The organism is Novosphingobium resinovorum (assembly GCF_001742225.1).
In the GTDB taxonomy this organism is placed as follows: Bacteria; Pseudomonadota; Alphaproteobacteria; order Sphingomonadales; family Sphingomonadaceae; genus Novosphingobium; species Novosphingobium resinovorum_A.
Genome location: NZ_CP017077.1, coordinates 468374 through 487078 on the forward strand (window position 1 = coordinate 468374; position 18705 = coordinate 487078).

General features: G+C 66.3%; 14 protein-coding genes and 1 pseudogene. 4 read left to right on the plus strand and 11 right to left on the minus strand.

Annotation, left to right across the window (positions count from 1 at the left end):
• Positions 1–120 precede the first annotated feature (120 nt).
• Positions 121–1166 (plus strand): annotated as a pseudogene (locus BES08_RS27250) (IS110 family RNA-guided transposase).
• Between the two features lie 377 nt (positions 1167–1543).
• On the opposite strand, the gene BES08_RS27255 reads toward BES08_RS27250, so the two are convergent.
• Positions 1544–2296, minus strand: a complete 753-nt coding sequence (locus tag BES08_RS27255; protein WP_069710216.1) for an SDR family NAD(P)-dependent oxidoreductase — start codon at positions 2294–2296, stop codon at positions 1544–1546.
• A 20-nt stretch (positions 2297–2316) separates the two neighbouring features.
• A complete protein-coding gene (locus BES08_RS27260; RefSeq protein WP_231958504.1) occupies positions 2317–4617 on the minus strand; it encodes a TonB-dependent receptor in 2301 nt (766 codons plus the stop codon).
• A gap of 398 nt (positions 4618–5015) precedes the next feature.
• On the opposite strand from BES08_RS27260, the gene BES08_RS27265 reads away from it, so the two are divergent.
• Positions 5016–5759 (plus strand): TauD/TfdA dioxygenase family protein, encoded by a 744-nt coding sequence (locus BES08_RS27265; RefSeq protein ID WP_069709935.1) that lies wholly within the window; start codon positions 5016–5018, stop codon positions 5757–5759.
• Positions 5651–5950 (plus strand): TauD/TfdA dioxygenase family protein, encoded by a 300-nt coding sequence (locus tag BES08_RS34535; RefSeq protein WP_268957479.1) that lies wholly within the window; start codon positions 5651–5653, stop codon positions 5948–5950. Before BES08_RS27265 ends, BES08_RS34535 begins: the two co-directional genes overlap by 109 nt.
• A gap of 150 nt (positions 5951–6100) precedes the next feature.
• Here BES08_RS34535 and BES08_RS27275 read toward each other — a convergent pair whose 3' ends face one another.
• The 4 genes from BES08_RS27275 to BES08_RS27290 form a co-directional block, all read right to left on the minus strand.
• Positions 6101–9595 (minus strand): indolepyruvate ferredoxin oxidoreductase family protein, encoded by a 3495-nt coding sequence (locus BES08_RS27275; protein ID WP_069709937.1) that lies wholly within the window; start codon positions 9593–9595, stop codon positions 6101–6103.
• A gap of 25 nt (positions 9596–9620) precedes the next feature.
• Positions 9621–10760: an enolase C-terminal domain-like protein gene (locus BES08_RS27280; protein WP_069709938.1), complete on the minus strand. Its 1140-nt coding sequence runs from the start codon at positions 10758–10760 to the stop codon at positions 9621–9623.
• Between the two features lie 25 nt (positions 10761–10785).
• The gene (locus tag BES08_RS27285) at positions 10786–11556 is read right to left on the minus strand and encodes an enoyl-CoA hydratase/isomerase family protein (RefSeq protein ID WP_069710217.1); all 771 of its coding nucleotides are present in this window, start codon (positions 11554–11556) and stop codon (positions 10786–10788) included.
• 140 nt (positions 11557–11696) lie between these two features.
• Positions 11697–11984 (minus strand): putative quinol monooxygenase, encoded by a 288-nt coding sequence (locus BES08_RS27290; protein WP_069709939.1) that lies wholly within the window; start codon positions 11982–11984, stop codon positions 11697–11699.
• Positions 11985–12074: 90 nt separating this feature from the next.
• Between BES08_RS27290 and BES08_RS27295 the strand changes: the two genes are divergently transcribed.
• On the plus strand, positions 12075–13340 hold the full coding sequence (locus tag BES08_RS27295; RefSeq protein WP_156799999.1) for an MFS transporter: 1266 nt from the start codon (positions 12075–12077) through the stop codon (positions 13338–13340).
• On the opposite strand, the gene BES08_RS27300 is transcribed toward BES08_RS27295, so the two are convergent.
• The 5 genes from BES08_RS27300 to BES08_RS27320 all read right to left on the minus strand — a co-directional run bounded on the left by BES08_RS27300 (position 13318) and on the right by BES08_RS27320 (position 18671).
• Positions 13318–13995 (minus strand): SDR family NAD(P)-dependent oxidoreductase, encoded by a 678-nt coding sequence (locus BES08_RS27300; protein ID WP_069709941.1) that lies wholly within the window; start codon positions 13993–13995, stop codon positions 13318–13320. The genes BES08_RS27295 and BES08_RS27300 overlap by 23 nt on opposite strands.
• Before the next feature lie 11 nt (positions 13996–14006).
• Positions 14007–15191 carry an epoxide hydrolase family protein gene (locus BES08_RS27305; protein ID WP_069709942.1) on the minus strand — a complete coding sequence of 395 codons (1185 nt, stop codon included), beginning with the start codon at positions 15189–15191 and terminating at the stop codon, positions 14007–14009.
• 2 nt (positions 15192–15193) lie between these two features.
• The gene (locus BES08_RS27310) at positions 15194–16291 is read right to left on the minus strand and encodes an enolase C-terminal domain-like protein (protein WP_069709943.1); all 1098 of its coding nucleotides are present in this window, start codon (positions 16289–16291) and stop codon (positions 15194–15196) included.
• A gap of 51 nt (positions 16292–16342) precedes the next feature.
• Positions 16343–17101: an SDR family NAD(P)-dependent oxidoreductase gene (locus BES08_RS27315; protein ID WP_069709944.1), complete on the minus strand. Its 759-nt coding sequence runs from the start codon at positions 17099–17101 to the stop codon at positions 16343–16345.
• Between the two features lie 88 nt (positions 17102–17189).
• Entirely contained in the window at positions 17190–18671 is a 1482-nt protein-coding gene (locus BES08_RS27320; protein WP_069709945.1) for an aldehyde dehydrogenase, read from the minus strand.
• Positions 18672–18705: the final 34 nt, after the last annotated feature.

The window sequence follows — 18705 nt, forward strand, 5'->3', positions numbered from 1 at the left end:
CAAGCCCCACAGGCGCGCCGCACAACACCGCGCCACTTCCTGTTGGGGTGGACGGCTCCCAACGGCATCGCAATGTGCCAGATTGAGCTTGTCGAAAGACTCAAACGATGGAGGCCGTCCGTGGAGCAGATTACCCGTATTGGCGTCGACACGTCAAAGAATGTCTTTCAGTTGCATGGCGTGAACGCGGAGGAAAAGCCCGTTCTCCGCGAGAAGCTGACCCGCACGCAGATGCTTGCTTTCTTCAAGGATCTGCCACCAACCGTCATCGCGATCGAAGCATGCGGCAGCGCTCATCACTGGGCAAGGCACCTTGGCTCACTCGGGCATGAGGTGAAATTGATCGCTCCGCAGTTGGCCAAACCGTACGTGAAGCGGGGAAAGAATGATGCGGCCGATGCCGAGGCCCTCTGTGAGGCGATGAGCCGCCCGACGATGCGCTTCGTGCCGGTCAAGACTGCGGACCAGCAAGCGGCTCTGATGCTGGTAGGTATGCGAGACAGGCTGGTCCGGAACAGAACCCAGCTGGCTAACGCAATTCGCGGTTATGCCGCCGAGTTCGGGCTTACGGCAGCTAGAGGCATATCGAGGATTGAGCTGCTTCTTGGCGATATCGCCTCCGATGGTAGTTTGCCGGAGCTTGCCCGTGAACTATTCGCGTTTCATCGGCGCGAGTATGAGCTGTTGCAGGCAGAAATCAAAAAAGTCGAAGCCAAACTCATGGAGTGGCATCGCAACGATGAATGTAGCCAGCGTCTTGCCCGGATACCGGGCGTAGGCCCGATTGGCGCATCCCTGCTGATGATGAAAACCCCTGATCCCAGGCTGTTCAAATCGGGGCGTGACTTCGCGGCCTGGATTGGTCTCACGCCCAGGGATCATTCCACGGCAGGTCGGGCTCGTCCCGGCCGTATCACGCGCGCTGGAGATGAACACTTGCGAAGCGTGTTGGTCGTGGGCGCCACCTCCGTTCTCAAAAATATGAGGGCGGGGCGCGGCAAGAACTCGTCGCCCTGGCTCGTCAAGCTTTGGAACGGAGCCAGAAGCCCAAACTTGTGGCCGTCGCTCTGGCGAACAGGATCGCACGCATCGCCTGGAAGCTGATGGTGAGCGGCGAAAGCTACAGGGCGATAACCGCCCAACCAGTTCTGAAAAAGGCAGCGTGAGAGATTGGCCTGTCATGGTGAGCAATCATAGAGTGCTACCGTGCTGAGCTGATGTGGGATCTTGCAAGAAACGAGTAGGTGGTTTGATCGATCGATCCGTAACGTGAGACACTCCGTTAGAGTCAGTGGCTGTCAAACAGTCGCCTTCCTGTTTGGAACTCACCTCGCGGAAACCATCTTGGCCAGCGGCTATACACGGCCGCAAAGACAGGTCGGACATATGGTAGCAAGCGATCTGGTCAAAATAACCGCTCAAACGTCTTGCAAGAGGGAACCGTCCACATACGACTCTACCGTTGTCGCAAGCTGCCGTCGCTTCCACTTGCCAAATCGTGCCCCCCGCTCAGCCTGAGCGGGAGGGGGGGGAGGTCAGCCGCCTAATGGACCCGCGCCAGTGCGCCGCCGTCGACTGCGAGGCCGTGGCCGGTGACGAACGAGGCGTCGTCCGAGGCGAGGAACAGGAAGGCGCTCGCCAGTTCCCTCGGTTCGCCCATGCGGCCCATCACGCCGAGGTCGGCGTAGGCGGTCTCCAGTGCCGGATTTCCGTCGATCCACGGCTGGGTCATGCCGGTGCGCACGGCGCCGGGCAGGATGTAGTTGGCGGTGGTCCCGTCGGTCCCCAGTTCGAGCGCCAGCGTCTTGGTCAGGCCAGCCACCGCATGCTTCGAGGCATTGTAGGCGCCCAGTTCCACCGTCGCCTGATGGCCCATGATCGAGGAGGTGTTGATGATCCGCCCCCGGCCGCTTTCGCGCAGCGCCGGGATGGCCGCGCGGCACAGCCTGAACATGGCGGTGACGTTGACCGCCATCGTCCGGTCCCAGTTGTCGTCGGTGGTCTGGTCCATCGGCTGGTGCAGGCACACGCCCGCGTTGTTGACGAGGATGTCGAGCCTGCCGAACGCTTCCATCGCGCGGCGCACGATGCCCTCGGCGGCGCCCGGCGCGGCGATGTCCTGCGCCAGCAGCTCCAGCGTTTCGCCGGCCTGATGCGCTGCCGCCAGCTTCGCCGCATCGAGATCGACGGCGAGCACTTTCGCGCCTTCGCTGCAGAAGCGCTCGACGATGGCGCGGCCGATCCCGCTCGATGCCCCGGTCACGATCGCGACCCTGTCTTCCAGGCGACCTGTCATGTTCTGCCTCTCCTTCTGCATCAGATCTTCCAGCCCAGCTGGATGCCGTACGTCACCGGCTTGCCGGTGAAGCGGATGTAATAGTCCTGCGTCTGCAGGGCGTTGGACCACCAGTAGGTATTGGTGACGTTGCGGCCGAAGACCGAGACCTTCCAGCGCCCGTCCGCATCCTCGATACCGGCGCGCAGGTCGAGCAGGGCATAGGCCTTGATGCGCAGTTCGGGGATGTCGCCGATGCTGGCATTGGCCTTGCTGTTGTAGGTCAGGTTGCTGCCGACGAAGGCGTTGACGCGGTCGTTGAGCGCGAAGTCGTACTGCACGTCGGCGATCAGCTGCAGCTTGGGCGCATAGGGGAATTCGGCGCCCGCGAAGTCTTCGATCACGCCGGCGTTGTTGTAGCCGGTGAACTGCTTGATCTTCGTATCGAGGTAGGTCGCCGCCACGTTGAAGCGCAGGCCGTCGAAGGGCCGCGCCTGGATTTCCGCCTCGGCGCCCCAGACGCGCGACTTGGGCACCTGCACCAGCGCATCGAGCGGGCCGAACACCATGTCGAGGATGCGGCCGCGCAGCTGCTTGTTGGTGTAGTCGTAGTAGAACAGCGCGCCGTTGACCTGCAGGCGGTTGTCGATCGGCATCTTGAAGCCGGTTTCGTAGGCGATTAGCGATTCCTGCACGACCGGCTTGTACTGGTCGATGTTGGCGGCCGAAGTGGTCGGGAAGCTGCCCGCCTTGTACCCCTTGCTGACGGTGGCGTAGACGAGGCCGCGATTGGCGGTCTTGTAGTTGATGCCTGCGCGCCACGACAGGTTGTTTTCGTGCAGGCTGTCCTGGATCGGCGTGATCGTTGGCGCGAACGTCTCGTCAAGGACGGTGCAGTTCCGTTCGCCGATGGGCACGAACGGCAGCGAGGGATCGCGCAGCTGCGATTCCAGATATTCGAACACCGCGTCGGTATTGCCGCCCGGCTCGTTCCTGGTGCAGCCGGTGAACGAGCGCCGGGTGTCGGTGTAGCGCAGGCCGCCGGTCAGCGTCAGCGCATCGGTCAGCTTGTATTCGGCATTGCCGAAGGCGGCGAGGGTGCGGATGTTCTGCTGCGAGAAGTTGGAGCTGTAGCCCATGTGCAGCGGCCCGACCCACGACGTCGTCGCGTCCCAGAACCAGTAATAGAGCTGGTCGTAGGTCTCGTCCTTCTCGTAGCTGCCGCCGACGACCCAGTTCAGCGGGCCGGTGTCGCCCGACAGGCGCAGTTCCTGCGAATAGGTGTCGATCCGGCCGATCGTGCGGTTGTCGGCGATGTTGCGGTCGGTGCCGTCGAAGTCGGAGTAGGAGTCCGAACGATAGCGTTCGTACGCCGATACGCTGGTCAGTTTGACCGCGTCCGACAGTTCCACTTCGGCGCGCAGGGCTGTCTGGAAGAAGCGGTCGTCGTGGCGCTGCGGATTGACGTTCTCGTCCACGCCGTTGCCAAGGCTCGTTGCCCAGTCGGCGGCACGGGCGGTCTGCGGCGGGGTGGGATAGGCGCGGTTGGCGGCTTCCTCGGGGCTGCCGGGGACCGAGATGTAGGTCGCGATGCGCTGCGGCGCCTGCGAGTCCGAACGGTCGGTCCAGCCGTTGAGGTTGAGCGAGAGCGCTACCGGCCCCGACTGGTAGTCGAACAGCGCGCGGCCCTGGAACATGCGCGTCGCGCCGTTGGTGTCGCCGGGGCGGGTGATGCTGTACTGCCAGGCGCCGCCCTCGACGATGCGCGCGGCGACGCGGGCTTTCAGGTCGCCCGCAACCGGGCCGCTGATGAAGGCCTGCGCGTCGACCTGCCCGAAGCGGGCATAGCTGGCATCGACCCCGGCCTTGAATTCGTCGGTCGGCTTGTTGGCGACGAAGTTGATCGCGCCGCCGGTGGTGTTGTTGCCGAACAGCGTGCCTTGCGGGCCCTTGAGCACTTCGACACGCTCGACGTCGAGCGCGGCGGCCTTGGTCATGGCGCTGAAGGGCAGGGTCACTTCGTCGGTGTAGACGACGACCGTGGGCGAGGCCGCGATCGAGGATTCGTAGAAGCCGACGCCGCGCAAGGTATAGACCGGCGTGTTGAACGGCGAGGGCTGGGCGGTAAGGCCGGGCACCACGCGCGCAAGGTCCGCCGCGCTCTGGACGCCCGCGGCCACCAGCGCGTCGCCGCTGGCGGTGGTGATCGTCATCGGCACGGTGTTGATCGACTGTTCGCGCTTGTTGGCGGTGACGATGATCTCGTTGACCTCGTTCGAGCCCGGCTTTGCCGGTGCCTCCTGCGCTCCGGCCGAAGTGGCCGCGACGGCGATTGAAAACATGGATGTGCACGCAAGCAATGGGCGAATACGCCGCATGGTTGTCCTCCCCGGTTATCTCTCCCTCCGCGCGGAATATCTACCTCCCGCGTCGGATGCCGGGTTTGGAGCATAATAATAACGTGTTGTAAAATAGATTCGGAATCGAATTTCCGGATGGGGCGCCCGGCGCTACTCTTCCGCCTGCGATCGTGTAAAATCGTCAGACGATAATACGCTGAAATTTATACATAATGGCTTAAAATAGCCGATACTAGGCCAATTTTTGATCCAAAGTGACTCCGAGTTTCAACTAGGGGGCGTCATCATATAAAGATACGTCGCGTTGTCATAATGGACTCGAAGAAAATCCCGGTGTAGACTCCCGCAAAAGACGTTCACAAACGTATGGGAGAGTGGAGATGAGCTTCAGGACCACGCCGCTGCTTGCGGGCCGCGAGTTCGGACTGGTGATCGACAATGTCGCGCAGGAGCATCTGGACGACGAGACCGCGCGCGCCTGCTTGCGCGACTTGTGGGCGCGGCACGGGCTGCTGATCTTCAAGGGCATCTCGACGATCGCCTTCCAGCTCGACCTCAGCCGGGTGTTCGGCCCGCTGGAGCCGCATACCGTGCGCGAACTGCGTGATGGCGAGTACCCCGAGCTTTACCGGCTGAAGTACGATCCGGACAACGATCCGTGGCTCTACGACGTGGGCGGCGAAGTGCTTGGCGGGTTCACGCCCTGGCATTTCGATCTTGCCTTCGTGCCGCTGAGCAATCGCGGGGCGATGCTGCGGTCGGTGCGGCTGCCGGGCGCCGGGGGCAAGACCGGCTTCATCGACGGCGTCGAGGCCTACGACCGCCTGCCCGCCGCGCTGAAGGCGCAGGTGGACGACGTGGAGATCGTCTACCAGATGGATTCGACCACGCGCGCAACCCCTTCGCGCTGCGTGCCGCGCGCCGTCCGATCACCGTGCTGCGCGAGAACGAGAGCATCCGCTCGATGCTCGACCGGCAGCAGCGGGACTATCCGCCGGTGGTCTTTCCCGCCGTGGTGCGGCACCCGGAAAGCGGGCGCAAGATGCTGCACATCTCGCCGCTGTTCGCGCAGCATATCCTCGGGCTGGAGGCGGCGGCGAGCAACGACCTGCTCGGGCAGTTGATCGATCACATCACCGACGACAGCCTCGCCTATTACCACGACTGGAAGAACGACGAGCTGGTGCTGTGGGACAACTTCCGCACCATCCACTCCGCCGAGGGCGTGCCGCAGGGCGAAAGCCGCGAGATGCACCGCACGACGATCTCGGCGACGTACGAACTGGGCCGCTATCTGGGACCGCAGGCGGCGTGATGGGCGTAGGGCCGGGGGCGTGAGGGCGCTTCCGGTCCTGTATGCCCCGTCATTGCGAGCGTAGCGGAGCAATCCAGAGCGGCTCAGGACTGCCCTGGATTGCTTCGCTGCGCTCGCAATGACGAAAGGGTGGTGTATCCGGCGGCTGCGTCAGGCGCCCTGTCCGACCGGGATTGGCGTCTGCTGCGCCTCGACCATCGACTTCGGCTGCGTCAGTTCGCCGACTTTCGCGCGATAGGCGGCGATATTACCGAGCTTCACGTCCTCGTAGCCCCGGATCAAGTCCGGCAGGGCGGCCAGCGCCAGCACCGTCTCCGGCTCCGTGGCGAGCCGGGGTAGTATGCTGCGGATCATCGCGCGGTATTCGCCGATCAGCGCCTTTTCCTGCGACCGGACCACGCCGATGCCGAACAGGTCGAGCGGACCGCCGCGCACGCGCCGGGCCCATGCCAGAAGACGCGCCATGGGTACGAACCAGCGGCCCATCTTCACCTTCCTGCGCACGCCCAGACGGCGCAGGAAGGTCGGGTGCAGCCACCACTGGAACGCCTGCCCGCGCGCGATCCGGCCGCTGGCGACGTCGCGGTCGTACGCCTCGACGAAGAGACGCGCGACCTCGTATTCGTCCTTGTAGGCCATCAGCTTGTAGAGGTTGACGCCCAGCGTCTCGACCAGCGCCGCGCGGTGCGGGGAGCCGATGGCGGCCCCGGCGATCTCCTCGACGAAGGCCAGCCATTCCTCCGCATAAGCGCGGCTCTGGAAGGCTTCGAGTTCGCCGAAGCGCAGTTGCAGGCGTTCGGTCGCGGCGACAGGCAGGGCGAGCGCGTGAACCCTTGCGGCAGCATCGTCGGCGATCACCGGCGCGGGGACGGGCGGATTCGCGCGCGCGTCAACGGCGGAATCGAAGGCGGCGCGGTCGAGCACGGCGAAGCGGCCCCAGCGGAACGCGGCGATATTGGTCTTCACCGCGACGCCGTTCAGGGTCATCGCCCGCTCCAGCGCGGCAGCGGAGATGGGCAGCGCGCCGGCCTGATACGCCGCGCCGATCATCATCATGTTCGCCGCCACCTCGTTGCCGAACAGCAGCCGCGCCGCGCGCAGGCCGTCGACCGCAATCGCGGTGGAGCGCATGTGCGCGCCGATCCGCGAGAGCAGGATCTCCTTCTCGGGATAGGGCGTGCGGACATTCGTGACGGTGCCGCCGGTGGGCACCGGATCGCAGTTGCCCACGAAGATCGTGCGGTCGGGTCGCGCCACTTTCAGATGTACCGGATCGGCGCCGGTCAGCAGGTCGAAGGCGACGTAGGCGTCGGCCTGCCCATCGGCGATGCGCACGGCCCCGGCGACGGGCGCGCGGTCGATATGCAGCATGGACACCACCGGCCCGGCCTTCTGGCTGGAGCCGATCTGGTCGATCGAGCGCACGTGCAGCCCTTCCAGCGCGGCGGCCATGCCGAGCACTTGGTTGACCGTCACCACACCGGTCCCGCCGATCCCTGCCATCAGCATCGCATAGCCGCGATCGGGCAGCACCGCGCCGGGATCGACGAGGGTGACGGGCGGCTCGCCCACCGGCTCGACCCTGGCCTCCTGCATCCCGCCGTCGACAGTGATGAACGAGGGGCAATCGCCCAGCAGGCACGAGAAGTCCGAATTGCACGAAGTCTGGTTGATCCGCGTCTTGCGGCCGAATTCGGTCTCGAACGGCTCGACGCTGAGGCAGTTGGACTTGACCCCGCAATCGCCGCAGCCTTCGCAGATGCGCGGGTTGATATAGACCTTGTCGGTCTTCACCGCGAGATTGCCGCGCTTGCGCAGGCGGCGCTTCTCGGCGGCGCACTGCTGGTCGTTGATGAGCACGGTGACGCCCTTGACCGCCGCCAGTTCCCCCTCGACCGCGAGCAGGTCGTCGCGGTGGCGCACCGAGGCGAGTGCGGGCAGGGCGAGGCCCTTGTAGCGCTCCGGCTCGTCGGTGGTGACAACGATGCGCTGGACGCCTTCGGCCTTCAGCTGGTCGATGATGCCGGGCACGCTCTTGCCCGCGAACACGTCCTGCCCGCCGGTCATCGCCACGGCAGAATTGTAGAGCAGCTTGTAGGTGATGTTGATCCCCGCCGCCGCCGCGAAGCGGATCGCCAGGCTGCCCGAATGGGCATATGTCCCGTCGCCCAGGTTCTGGAAGAAGTGCTCGGTCCCGGTGAAGCGGTGGGCGCCGACAAACTGCGCGCCTTCGCCGCCCATCTGAGTATAGCCGGTGACTTCGCCCATGATCGGGCCCATCCACAAGGTCATGATGTGGCAGCCGATCCCGGCGCCGACGACCGACCCCTCCGGCACGCGGAGTGACCGGTTGTGCGGGCAGCCCGAGCAGAAATAGGGCTGGCGCGTGGTGGAAAGCGGCGCGTTCACCGCGCCGGGGTTCGCCGGTGCAGGGGCGCGCTCGATGCTCAGCCATGTCGCCAGCGCGGTCGCCATGATCTCCACCGAGAGCTCGCCGCAGGCGGTCAGCAGCAGGCGGCCTTCGGGATCGTTGCGACCCCAGATGACCGGCGCGTCGGGCTTGCCGTAAAGCATGTCCTTGAGCGCGAGTTCGAGGAACGGGCGCTTGTCCTCCACCACGAAGATGCTTTCCAGCCCGGCCGCGAATTCGCCCGCCGTCTCGTGGTCGAAGGGATAGAGCATGCCCATCTTGAGGATGCGGATGCCGCGTGCCTCCAGTTCGGCGTCGTCGATGCCGAGCAGGCGCAGCGCCTCACGCAGGTCGTAGTAGCTCTTGCCGCCGACGAGGATGCCGTGCCTTGCCCGCTCGCCCGCGCCGAGCACGCGGTTGAGGCCGTTGAGCCGACCATAGGCACGCGCGATTTCGAGGCGGCCGTAATAGATCTCCCGCTCACGCGCGATCATCGGCGGCCCCGCCTCGTTCGCGTGGAAGCGGGGGGTATAGGGGCGGCCGTCGTATTCGATCGCGGGGATGACGGGCTGCACCCGGTCCGGCCCGAGGTCGGCGGTGGCGGCGGAATCGGCGACGTCGGCGATCAGCTTGAAGCCCACCCACAGCCCCGCCGCGCGCGACAGGGCATAGCCGTGGCGGCCGTAGTCGAGCACCTCTTGCACGTTCCCCGGCGCCAGCACCGGCATGTAGAAGCTGCTGAAGATGGTGTTGGAATCGGACGGCAGGATGGTGGAGCGCGCATGGGGATCGTCGCCCGCCACGCACAGCACCCCGCCATGGGCGGCGGTGCCGTGGAAGTTGGCGTGGTGGAAGGCGTCGGCCGCGCGGTCGACGCCCGGCGCCTTGCCGAACCACAGGCCGAAGACGCCGTCGAATTTGGGCTTCGGAAGTTCCCCCACCATCTGCGTGCCGTAGAGCGCGGTGGCGGCCAGTTCCTCGTTCAGCCCCAGCTGGTGGAACACGTTCTCGGCCTCGAAATGCGGCGCATTACGCATCATCTCGCTGTCGACCCCGCCGAGCGGCGAGCCGGGATAGCCGGACACCAGCCCGGCCGTGCTCAACCCCGCCGCGCGGTCGGCGCGGGCCTGGTCGATCAGCACGCGCAGCATCGCCTGCATGCCCGTGAGGTACGTGCGCCCGCTCGCCTGCGTGTAGCGTTCCTTCAGGCTGATCGGCAGCAATTCGTTCGTCATCGCATCCTGCTCCGCGGGGCCACCGTCAGGTCCAGGCCGTCTTGCGGCCCTCGATCCGCGCGCCTTCCTCCAACTCGCCGACTTCGAGGAGTTCGACCGTCAGGCGCTCGATCTCGTCCATGTCGGCCTCGTATCCCAGCCCCGGCTTGGTGGGCGCGCTGACCCAGCCGTCGGCATCGATCCACAGCTTGTCCTTCATGCCGATGTCGAGGCAACCCTGCGGCACCGCGATCTCGACGAAATCGCAGTAATGGGTGGAGAGCATGACGTGCAGGTGCGCGGCCATGACGCTGACGGTGCCGTAGCTGTGCGGCTCGAACTTCATCTGGTTCGCCTCGCAGAAGGCGGCGGCCTTGCGCATGGCGGAGATGCCGCCGATCCAGTCGCCGATGGCGCGGATGGAATCGACCGCGCCGACGTACTTGGGATAGGCGCGCAGGCCCTGCTCGACGCTCTCCACCGCCGTCACCGGCAGGTCCAGCGCCTCACTCAGCATGCGCAGGCCCGGGATGTCGGAATCGGGCAGCGGCGTTTCGTACCAGTAGAAGTTCAGCTCATCGAGCGCGCGGCCCACCTTGAGCGCGCCCTGCCGGTCGTATTCGTTGATCGGGTCGAGCATCAGGTCCATCGTGTCGCCCACCGCCTCGCGCACCTTGCGGCAGATCTCGATGTCCTTGTCGGGGATGCCGGAGGGGTGGATCTTGTAGGCGTTGAAGCCCTGATCGCGGCATTCGAGCGCCAGCTGGCAGTATTCCTCGGGCGTGGCATAGTAGAAGGTGCTGGCATAGGCGCGGATGCGGTTGCGCGCGGCGCCGAGCAGGCGGTAGATCGGCTCGCCGTGGGCCTTGCCGATGAGATCCCACAGGCAGATGTCGATGGCGCTGGCGACGGGCGTGGGGCGCTCCAAACGGTCGGTCAGTTCGAACGAGATCGCCTCCACCTCATGCGGGTCGCGGCCGATCAGCACCGATTGCAGGCCGGGGAGGGCGTATTTGAACTCCATCGGGCTCATCAGGTAGGTCAGGCACTGGCCCTCGACACCCGGCACGTCGGTCAGCAGGCGCACGAAGACATGGTCTAGGCTGCGCGCCGCCCATTGCTCCTTCCATTTGTAGATCGGCTCGGTGCGCTTGAGGATGTGGGCCTTGATGCCGGTGATCTTCATCTGAATGCTCTCCCAAATGTCCGTCTTATGCGGTCTTGCCCGAGGATCGGGCGCGGAAGGCGGCAAGTGCCGCCTCGAATTCCGGTTCGTAGGTACACAGGATCTGGTTGCGGTCTTCCAGCGCGATGACCTGCTCCAGCCCGCCTGCGTCGATGGCGCAATTGAGCGCCTCCTTGGTCAGTCGCAGGCCGAGCGGGGCGGTGGCCAGCATGTCGTCCACGAAACCCTGCACCATCGCGTCGATCTCGTCCGGCGGGGCGACGGCGGAGACGAGGCCGCCGTTGAGGGCGCGGGCCGCGTCGATGAAGCGGCCGGTCATCAGGAACTCGGCGGCGAACCCGGCCCCGGCGATGCGCGGCAGGAAGTAGCTGACGCCGATGTCGCAGCCGCTGAGGCCGATCTTCACGAAGGCGGCGTTCATCCGCAGGTCCGGCGTGGCGACGCGCACGTCTGCCGCCAGTGCCAGTGCGAAGCCGCCGCCGCTGGCCGCGCCGGTAAGGTGAGCGATGATCGGCTGCGGGCAGCGGCGCATGGCGATGACGATCTCGCTGATCCGCCGCTGGGCGATGAGCGAACCGGCGGCGGTGGGATCGGCGCGGCCCTGCCGCTCCTTCATGTCGAGCCCGGCGCAGAAGTGCTTTCCGGTAGAACCCAGCACCACCACGCGGATGTCGTTGCGCCAATAGAGCCCCGCGAACAGGCGGCCGAGTTCGGCGATCAGCCGGTCGCTCAGGCTGTTCGCGGCATTCGGACGGTCGATGGTGACGCGCAACACCGCGCCGTCGCGGCGCAGCATGAGGTCGTGGAAGCTGGTGGGGTCAAGCGCGTCGTGCCCGTCAAGCAGGCGCGCAGGATCGGTTGTGTCCGACATGGTCTGTTATCACTCTCCTTGAGGACGGCATAACATGGCCGGATAATATTACAACACGTTTTCCATCATGCCACGACTTCCAGCTCCTCGATATGCGGCGGCTCGGTCAGGAATCCTTCGAGCAGGGGCATCAGTTCGACGACAAGCGGCTGCGCAAGGTGGCTGTCGGACGCTGCCATGTCGCGCCAGACTTCGATCACAGTCCAGCGCCCGGCCTCGTCCGCGAACAGATCGTAGCGGATGCAGCCGGGTTCCTTGCGGGTTTCGGTGACGAGGGCCTTCAGGCGCTCGCCCAGTTCCGCGTGGCTTTCGCGGCGGGTGGTGAAGCGGACGATCCTGGGGATCTGCGGCATTCTGATTCTCCCGTTCAATTGCATCGTGTTGCAATCTTGATAACCCCGCTCTAATCATCGCGACAAGAGCAGAATCGAGAGAGGTCCGGCGTGGCAGAGGCACGGAGCGAATTGGGGCGCGACTGGAAGCTGGTCCTGACCTGCACCAGCGGCGTCGCGCTGGGGGCGATGAGCATCCCCATCTACACCATCGGCGCCTTCGTGCGGCCGCTGCAGGAGGCGTTCGGCTGGTCGCGCCCGGCGATCCAGGCTTCGATCCTCGTCTCGCAGCTGTGCGTGGGGATCGGCGCGATCGCCTGCGGCTGGCTGCTGCGGCGCTATTCGATGCGGGCGATGGCGGCGACCGGGCTGAGTGCGATTGCCATCGGCTTCCTGCTGGCCGCGCTTTCGGGCGGATCGCTGGCGTGGTTCTATTTCGCCTATGGCTTCGCGGCGCTCGTCGGCTGCGGCAGCGGGCCGGTGGTGTGGTGCCGGGCGATCACCCTGCGCTTCGAGAAGCAGCGCGGCATCGCGCTTGCCATCGCGCTGATCGGCACCGGCCTTGCGGGCCTGATCCTGCCGCCGCTGACCGTGGCGGTGGTCGACGGCGCGGGCTGGCGCACGGCTTACGTGATGCTGGCGCTGCTGCCGCTGTGCATCGCGGTGCCCGCCGCGCTGGTGCACCTGCGCGGGTTTCCCCGGGACCGAAGCGCCGACCCCGAAGCGCCTGCGACGGCAACGTCGGAATGGGGCGTCACCCCGCGCGATGCCGTGCGCTCCTACCGCTTCTGGCTGATCCTGCTGTCTGTGATCGTGCTCTATCTCTCGCTCGCGGGCTTCGTCCCCAACCTGATCCCGGCGCTGGAGGACAAGGGCCTGACCCCCTCCGAGGCCGCGATGGCACAGAGCAGCTTCGCCGCTGCGCTGATCGTCGGGCGGCTGGGGCTGGGCTACTTCCTCGACCGCTACTGGGCGCCGTTCGTGGCGCAGTTCACGCTGCTGCCCGCAGCGGCTGGGTGCCTGCTGCTCTCAGGCACGCCTGCGCCGATGACAGCGGCGGCTGCTGCGGCGATGGTGGGGCTGGCATCGGGCGCCGAGCTGGACCTGCTGGCCTACCTCACCGCGCGCTATTTCGGACGGCTCCATTTCGCGCGGATTTACGGATTGCTCTACTTCGGCGTGGCGGCGGCCGCGGGTTCCGGACCGGTGCTGTTCGCGTGGGTTTATGGCCTGCCGGGCGGCGGGCGGACCGCGTTCCTGATCGCGATGGTGTTCTTCGTGGCAGGCGCGCTGGCGCTGCCCATGCTCGGCCGCTACCCCGGCACGGCGGCCGAGGACAGCGAGCCATCCCTGCCTAAAGGTGCCATCCCCCGGTGAAGGGGACCATCGCGCCGGTCACGAAATCGCTTTCGTCGGAGGCCAGGAACAGCGCCAGCAGCGCGTCTTCCTCCCCCGTGGCGAGACGACCGGCGGGGCAGTCCTCCAGCCACTTCGCGCATTCCGCGCTTTCGGCGAAATCGTCGGGGAAGTAGCTGGGATTGCGCGTAAAATGCTGCGCGATCAGGTTGACCTGCACGTTGTGCGGCGCCGCTTCTCCGGCAAGCGAGCGGACATAGCCGACTTGCGCCGTACGCGCCGCCGAATAGCCGGAGACGCCCTTCACCAGCCGGATGCCGCTGGCGCTGCCGAACACCACGATCTTGCCTTTGCGGCGCGCATACATCTGCGGCATGGCGGCGCGGCACATCGCGTGGAGCGGATGGACCATGGTGTCGAACATGTGGTGCCAGGCATCGTCGGCGATGTCCTGCGTCGGCGCGTAAGGATCGATGGTGCAGGCGAGATTGGCGACGAGGATGTCGATGTGCCCCGCCTCCGCCACCATGGCTTCGGCCGCGCCGGGCCGGGTGAGGTCGCGGCGGTCGGCGACGACATGCGCGCCCTCCCGCTCGAACAGGTCGATCGTGGCCGGGCCCATGTAGAGTTCGGCCATGCTCACCAGTACGCGCTTTCCCGCAAGACGCTGCGCCATCGGCTGCTCCTTCAGTTTGTCGTGATGTCCCTGAGCGTGCGGCCGAAAGCCTGCAGTTCCTGCGCGAAGACGTCGGGCACCTCCAGCGCCGCGAAGTGGCCGCCGCGCGGGGCCGCGTTCCAGTGGACGAGGTGGTATTCGCGCGTCGCCCAGCTGCGCGGGCTGCGCCAGATTTCGGCGGGGTAGTCGGTGATCCCGGTCGGGACCGGCGGGCAGGGCACCTGCGGCCCTTGCCCCGCGAACACCGCGTCGAAATATTCGCGGTAGAGCCGGATCGACGAGCCGATCGAGCGCGTCATCCAGTAGAGCGAGATGTTGCACAGCAGCCAGTCGCGCCCGGGGCCATCAAGGAAGGGCGCGGCGTCATCCGTCCACGCGAAGAACTTCTCGGCGATCCATGCGGCAAGGCCCGCCGGGGAATCGCTCAGCGCATAGGCGAGCGTCTGCGGCCTCGTGCCCTGTTCGTGTGAATAGCCCGAGACGGAGAAATCGCGGGCGCGCGCCTGCTCTAGCGCGGCGCGTTCCGCTTCGGTCAGCAGGTTTTCGGAATCGTCCACCCCGGCGGGCGGGGTTGGCATCACCAGATTGTAATGCACGCCGATCAGGCTGTCGGGGCAGACTTCGGGCATGAACCGGGCGACCAGCGCGCCCCAGTCGCCGCCCTGCACGACATAGCGCGCATAGCCCAGCGCCTGCATCAGCGCATCGTGCCGCGCCGCGATCGCGCGCGGTCCCATGCCCCGGTGCCGCGCGGGTTCGGAATAGCCGTAGCCGGGGAGCGAGGGGCACACGACATGGAAGGCGTCTGCCGCATCGCCGCCATGGGCTACCGGATCGGTCAGGCGGGGGATCGCTTCCCAGAACTCGAACACCGATCCCGGCCAGCCGTGCATCATCAGCAGCGGTCTGGCCTCCGGGTGCGGCGAGCGGACATGGACGAAGTGCGTGGTCAGCCCGTCGATATCGATGGTGTACTGATCGAAGCGGTTGAAGAACCTTTCCGCCGCGTCCCAGTCGAACCCCTCGGCCCAGTAGGCGAGGAGATCGCGCAGATAGGCCTGCGGCACGCCGTAATCCCACGCATCCGCTTCGCCGTGGTTGAGTTCCTGCGGCCAGATCGTCTCCGACAAGCGGCGGCGCAAGTCGGCGATGCGGGCAGGGTCGAACCGGGCGGCGAAGCGGGTGGGCGCGGTCATGGTCAGTACCGCGCGATCGTGGCGTTATCGATGACGTCCCAGTCTATCTCGTAGCCGAGGCCCGGCGCGGTGGGGGCGTGAACCCAGCCGTTTTCGTCGATGTGGACGATGTCCTTCATGCCGAAGTCGAGGCCGTGGCGGGGATAGGGCATCTCGAAATAGGTGCAGTTCCGGCACGAGAGCATGTAGTGCAGGTGCGCCGCCTGAACGATGGTGGAGCCATAGGCGTGCGGCTCCATGCGGCGGCCGAGCATTTCCGCCGTGGCGCCGATCTTGCGCATGCCGGTGATGCCGCCGATCAGATCGCCGACGCCGCGCACCGAATCCGCTGCGCCTTCGACAAGGATGCTGCCCAGCTGCTGCGGCCCGCGCATCATCGCCTCGCCCATCAGCACCGGAATGTCGAGCGACTGGCACAACTGCCGGAAACCGGCGATGTCCCAGTCGGGCATCGGGTCTTCGTACCAGAAGAAGTCCAGCTTCTCGAGCGCGCGGCCGACCTTGATCGCGTCTTCCCAGTCGTAGCTGTTGGTGGCGTCGAACATCAGCACGAAGTCGGGGCCCACGGCCTCGCGGGCGAGGCGGGCGGCCTCGATGTCCATCTTCGGATCGGGCTTGGCGCGTAGCTTGGCGGCGGGAACGCCGCGCTGCTTGGCCGCGAGGATCAGGTCGGCGACCTCCTGCGCGGTGTCCTGCGACTGCATGGTGTCGTAGACCGGCACTTTGTCGCGATAGGCGCCCAGCAGCTTGTAGACCGGCAGGTTCGCCATCTTGCCGGCGATGTCCCACAGCGCGAAGTCGATCTGGCTGGCGGCCTTGGGCGGGATCAGGAAGCGCGCCATGCCCATCATGTCGTGCCACAGCTTCTCGCGGTCGAGCGGGTCCTGGCCCATTATCATGGGCTTGAGGAAGTGATCGGCGGACTGCGCGATCTCGTGCGGGGCGGCGGGCAGCCAGGAGGTGGAGTAGCCGGTGATGCCTTCGTCGGTTTCCAGCTCGAACACGGTCATCGTCATGCTCACGGGCGGCAAGTCTTTGCGCCACATGAACTTGAAGTCGTCGGGCTGGACCACCCGGATCTTGAGGTCGGAGATACGCAAGACAATCCCTTTCGCAGCGATGGGTTCTAAAATTCAGGGGGGGGGTAAAATTCAGGCCATGACTCCGCCGCCGTTGACCTGGATGACCTCGCCGGTCGTCCAGCTGGCGCGCGAACTGGCGAGGAACAGCACGGCCTCGGTCACTTCCTCCGGGGTGCCGCGCCGTTGCATCGGGATGCCCCGGCTGACTTCGTCGACGGCGCCGGTGGTGTCGCTCTCGGTCATGGCAATCGCGGTTTCGGTGAGGAGCGGGCCCGGCGAGACGCAGTTGACGCGCACGGCGGGCGCCAGCTCGGCGGCGATGGCGCGGCTGAACGCCTCGACCGCGCCCTTGCTGGCGGCATAGAGCGAGAGCCCCGGCGTCGGCGTGCGCGCGGCGATGGACGAGATGTTGACGATGCTGCCCTTGCCGCGATGCGCCATGCCCGGCGCGATCTCGCGGCAGATGCGGAACAGGGCGTCGAAGTTGCAGGTCATCACGTCGCGCAGCATCGCATCGTCGGCATCGGCGAGTAGGGCGGCGGGGAAGATCCCGGCGTTGTTGACGAGGATGGTCGCCCCGCCCAGCGCATCGGCCGCCTCGCGCAGCCGCGCCGCCATGCCCGCATCGTCGAACGATGCGGCGACGCAGCGGACCTCGACGGCGAAGTCGGAACGGATGCCCGCCGCGATTTCCTCCAGCCGCGCCGGGTCGCGCGCGGTGATGACGAGGGCGGCGCCCTCCTGCGCCATCCGCCGCGCGACGACGAGGCCGAGGCCGCGCGAACAGCCGGTGATGACGGCGACTTCGCCGCCGAGGATTCCAGTCATCGTCTTCTCCCCCGGATGCGGTCGTTTGCGTGCCGCCCCGTAGCGTTGAGGTATCGTTGTGGTACCGTTAGGTGCCGCTGGGTGCCGTTCAGGCCAGTTGCGGATCGAGCATGATCGCCTTGGTCTCGCAGAACGATTTCAGCCCGTCGAACCCGCCTTCGCGGCCGATTCCGGACTGCTTGAAGCCGCCGAACGAGACGCCGAAGTCCATCCGGTGCAGGTTCTGCCCGAACGTTCCGGTGCGCACCTGACGCCCGACCGAATAGGCCTTTTCCCGGTCGTTGGTGAACACCGCGCCGTCGAGGCCGTAGTGGCTCTGGTTGGCGATACGCACCGCGTCTTGCTCGTCCTTGGCGCGCAGCACGACGACGACGGGACCGAAGATTTCCTCCTGCGCGATGCGGGCACCGGGGTCGACGTCGGTGAAGATCGTCGGCTGGACATAGTAGCCTCGATTTAGTTCGGCCGGGCGCGAACCGCCTGTAATCATTCGACCTTCTCCCTGTCCGATGGCGATGTAGTCCATCACCCGGTCGAACTGGCGGGACATTGCGAGCGGGCCCATCTGGCTGCCTTCGGCATAAGGATCGCCGACCTGGATCTGGTCGAAGCGGGTCTTCAGCGCCTCCACCATGGCATCGTGGTTGCGGTCGGTCACGACCACGCGGCTCAGCGCGGCGCAGACCTGATTGGTCATGTAAGCGGTTGAATTGGCAAGAGTCGTAGCCGCCTTGTCGACGTCGTAGTCATCCATCACCAGCGCCGCGGACTTGCCGCCCAGTTCCAGCGTGAAGCGCGCCACGCGCTCGGCGCAGAGCGAGCCGATGCGCTTGCCCGCCGCCGTGCTGCCGGTGAAGCTTATCTTGTCCACGCCGGGATGGCGCACCAGACGTTCCGACGCCTCGCGGTCGGCGGTGACGAAGTTGACGACGCCCGGCGGCAGGCCGATCTGGTCGATCATGTCCATGATGACATAAGGCCCCAGCGGCGCCTCCGGGGAAGCTTTGAGCACAACCGTGCAGCCCGCCAGCAGCGCCGGGGTCATCTTCACCAACGCGAGGATGAAGGCCGCGTTCCACGGGATGATCGCGCCGACGACGCCCACCGGTTCGCGCACCAGCAGCGCCTCGCCGCCAAGGCCGTCGGTGGTGGGCTGGGTCTCCTGCCAGGGGAAGGTTTCGGCGAAGCGCACGTGCTGGTCGATGTACCCGGCGAAGGCCGCGCCGCCGCCCTGCGAGACGGCATGGACGATGCCCATCTCGCGCGTCCAGGCATGGCCGAGTTCGACCGATCCGGCGCGCACGAGATCGGCTAGCTTGACCAGATAGCCCGCGCGTTCCCTGGGCGTCATGCGCGGCCAGGGGCCGTTGTCGAAGGCGTCGCGCGCGGCGGCGACGGCGCGGTCGATGTCCTCGGCGGTGGCCTCGGCGATGTCGACCTGCACTTCCTCGGTCGCGGGATCGACGTGGTGGAACACCCGGCCGCTGAGCGGGGCGACCCACTCGCCGCCGATGTAGAAGCGATCGGGGTGAGCGATGGAGAACGCACCGTCCGCAGAAGTCCAGGTCATCGACAATCTCCTCTATTTCGGCCGTTGCCGGGCC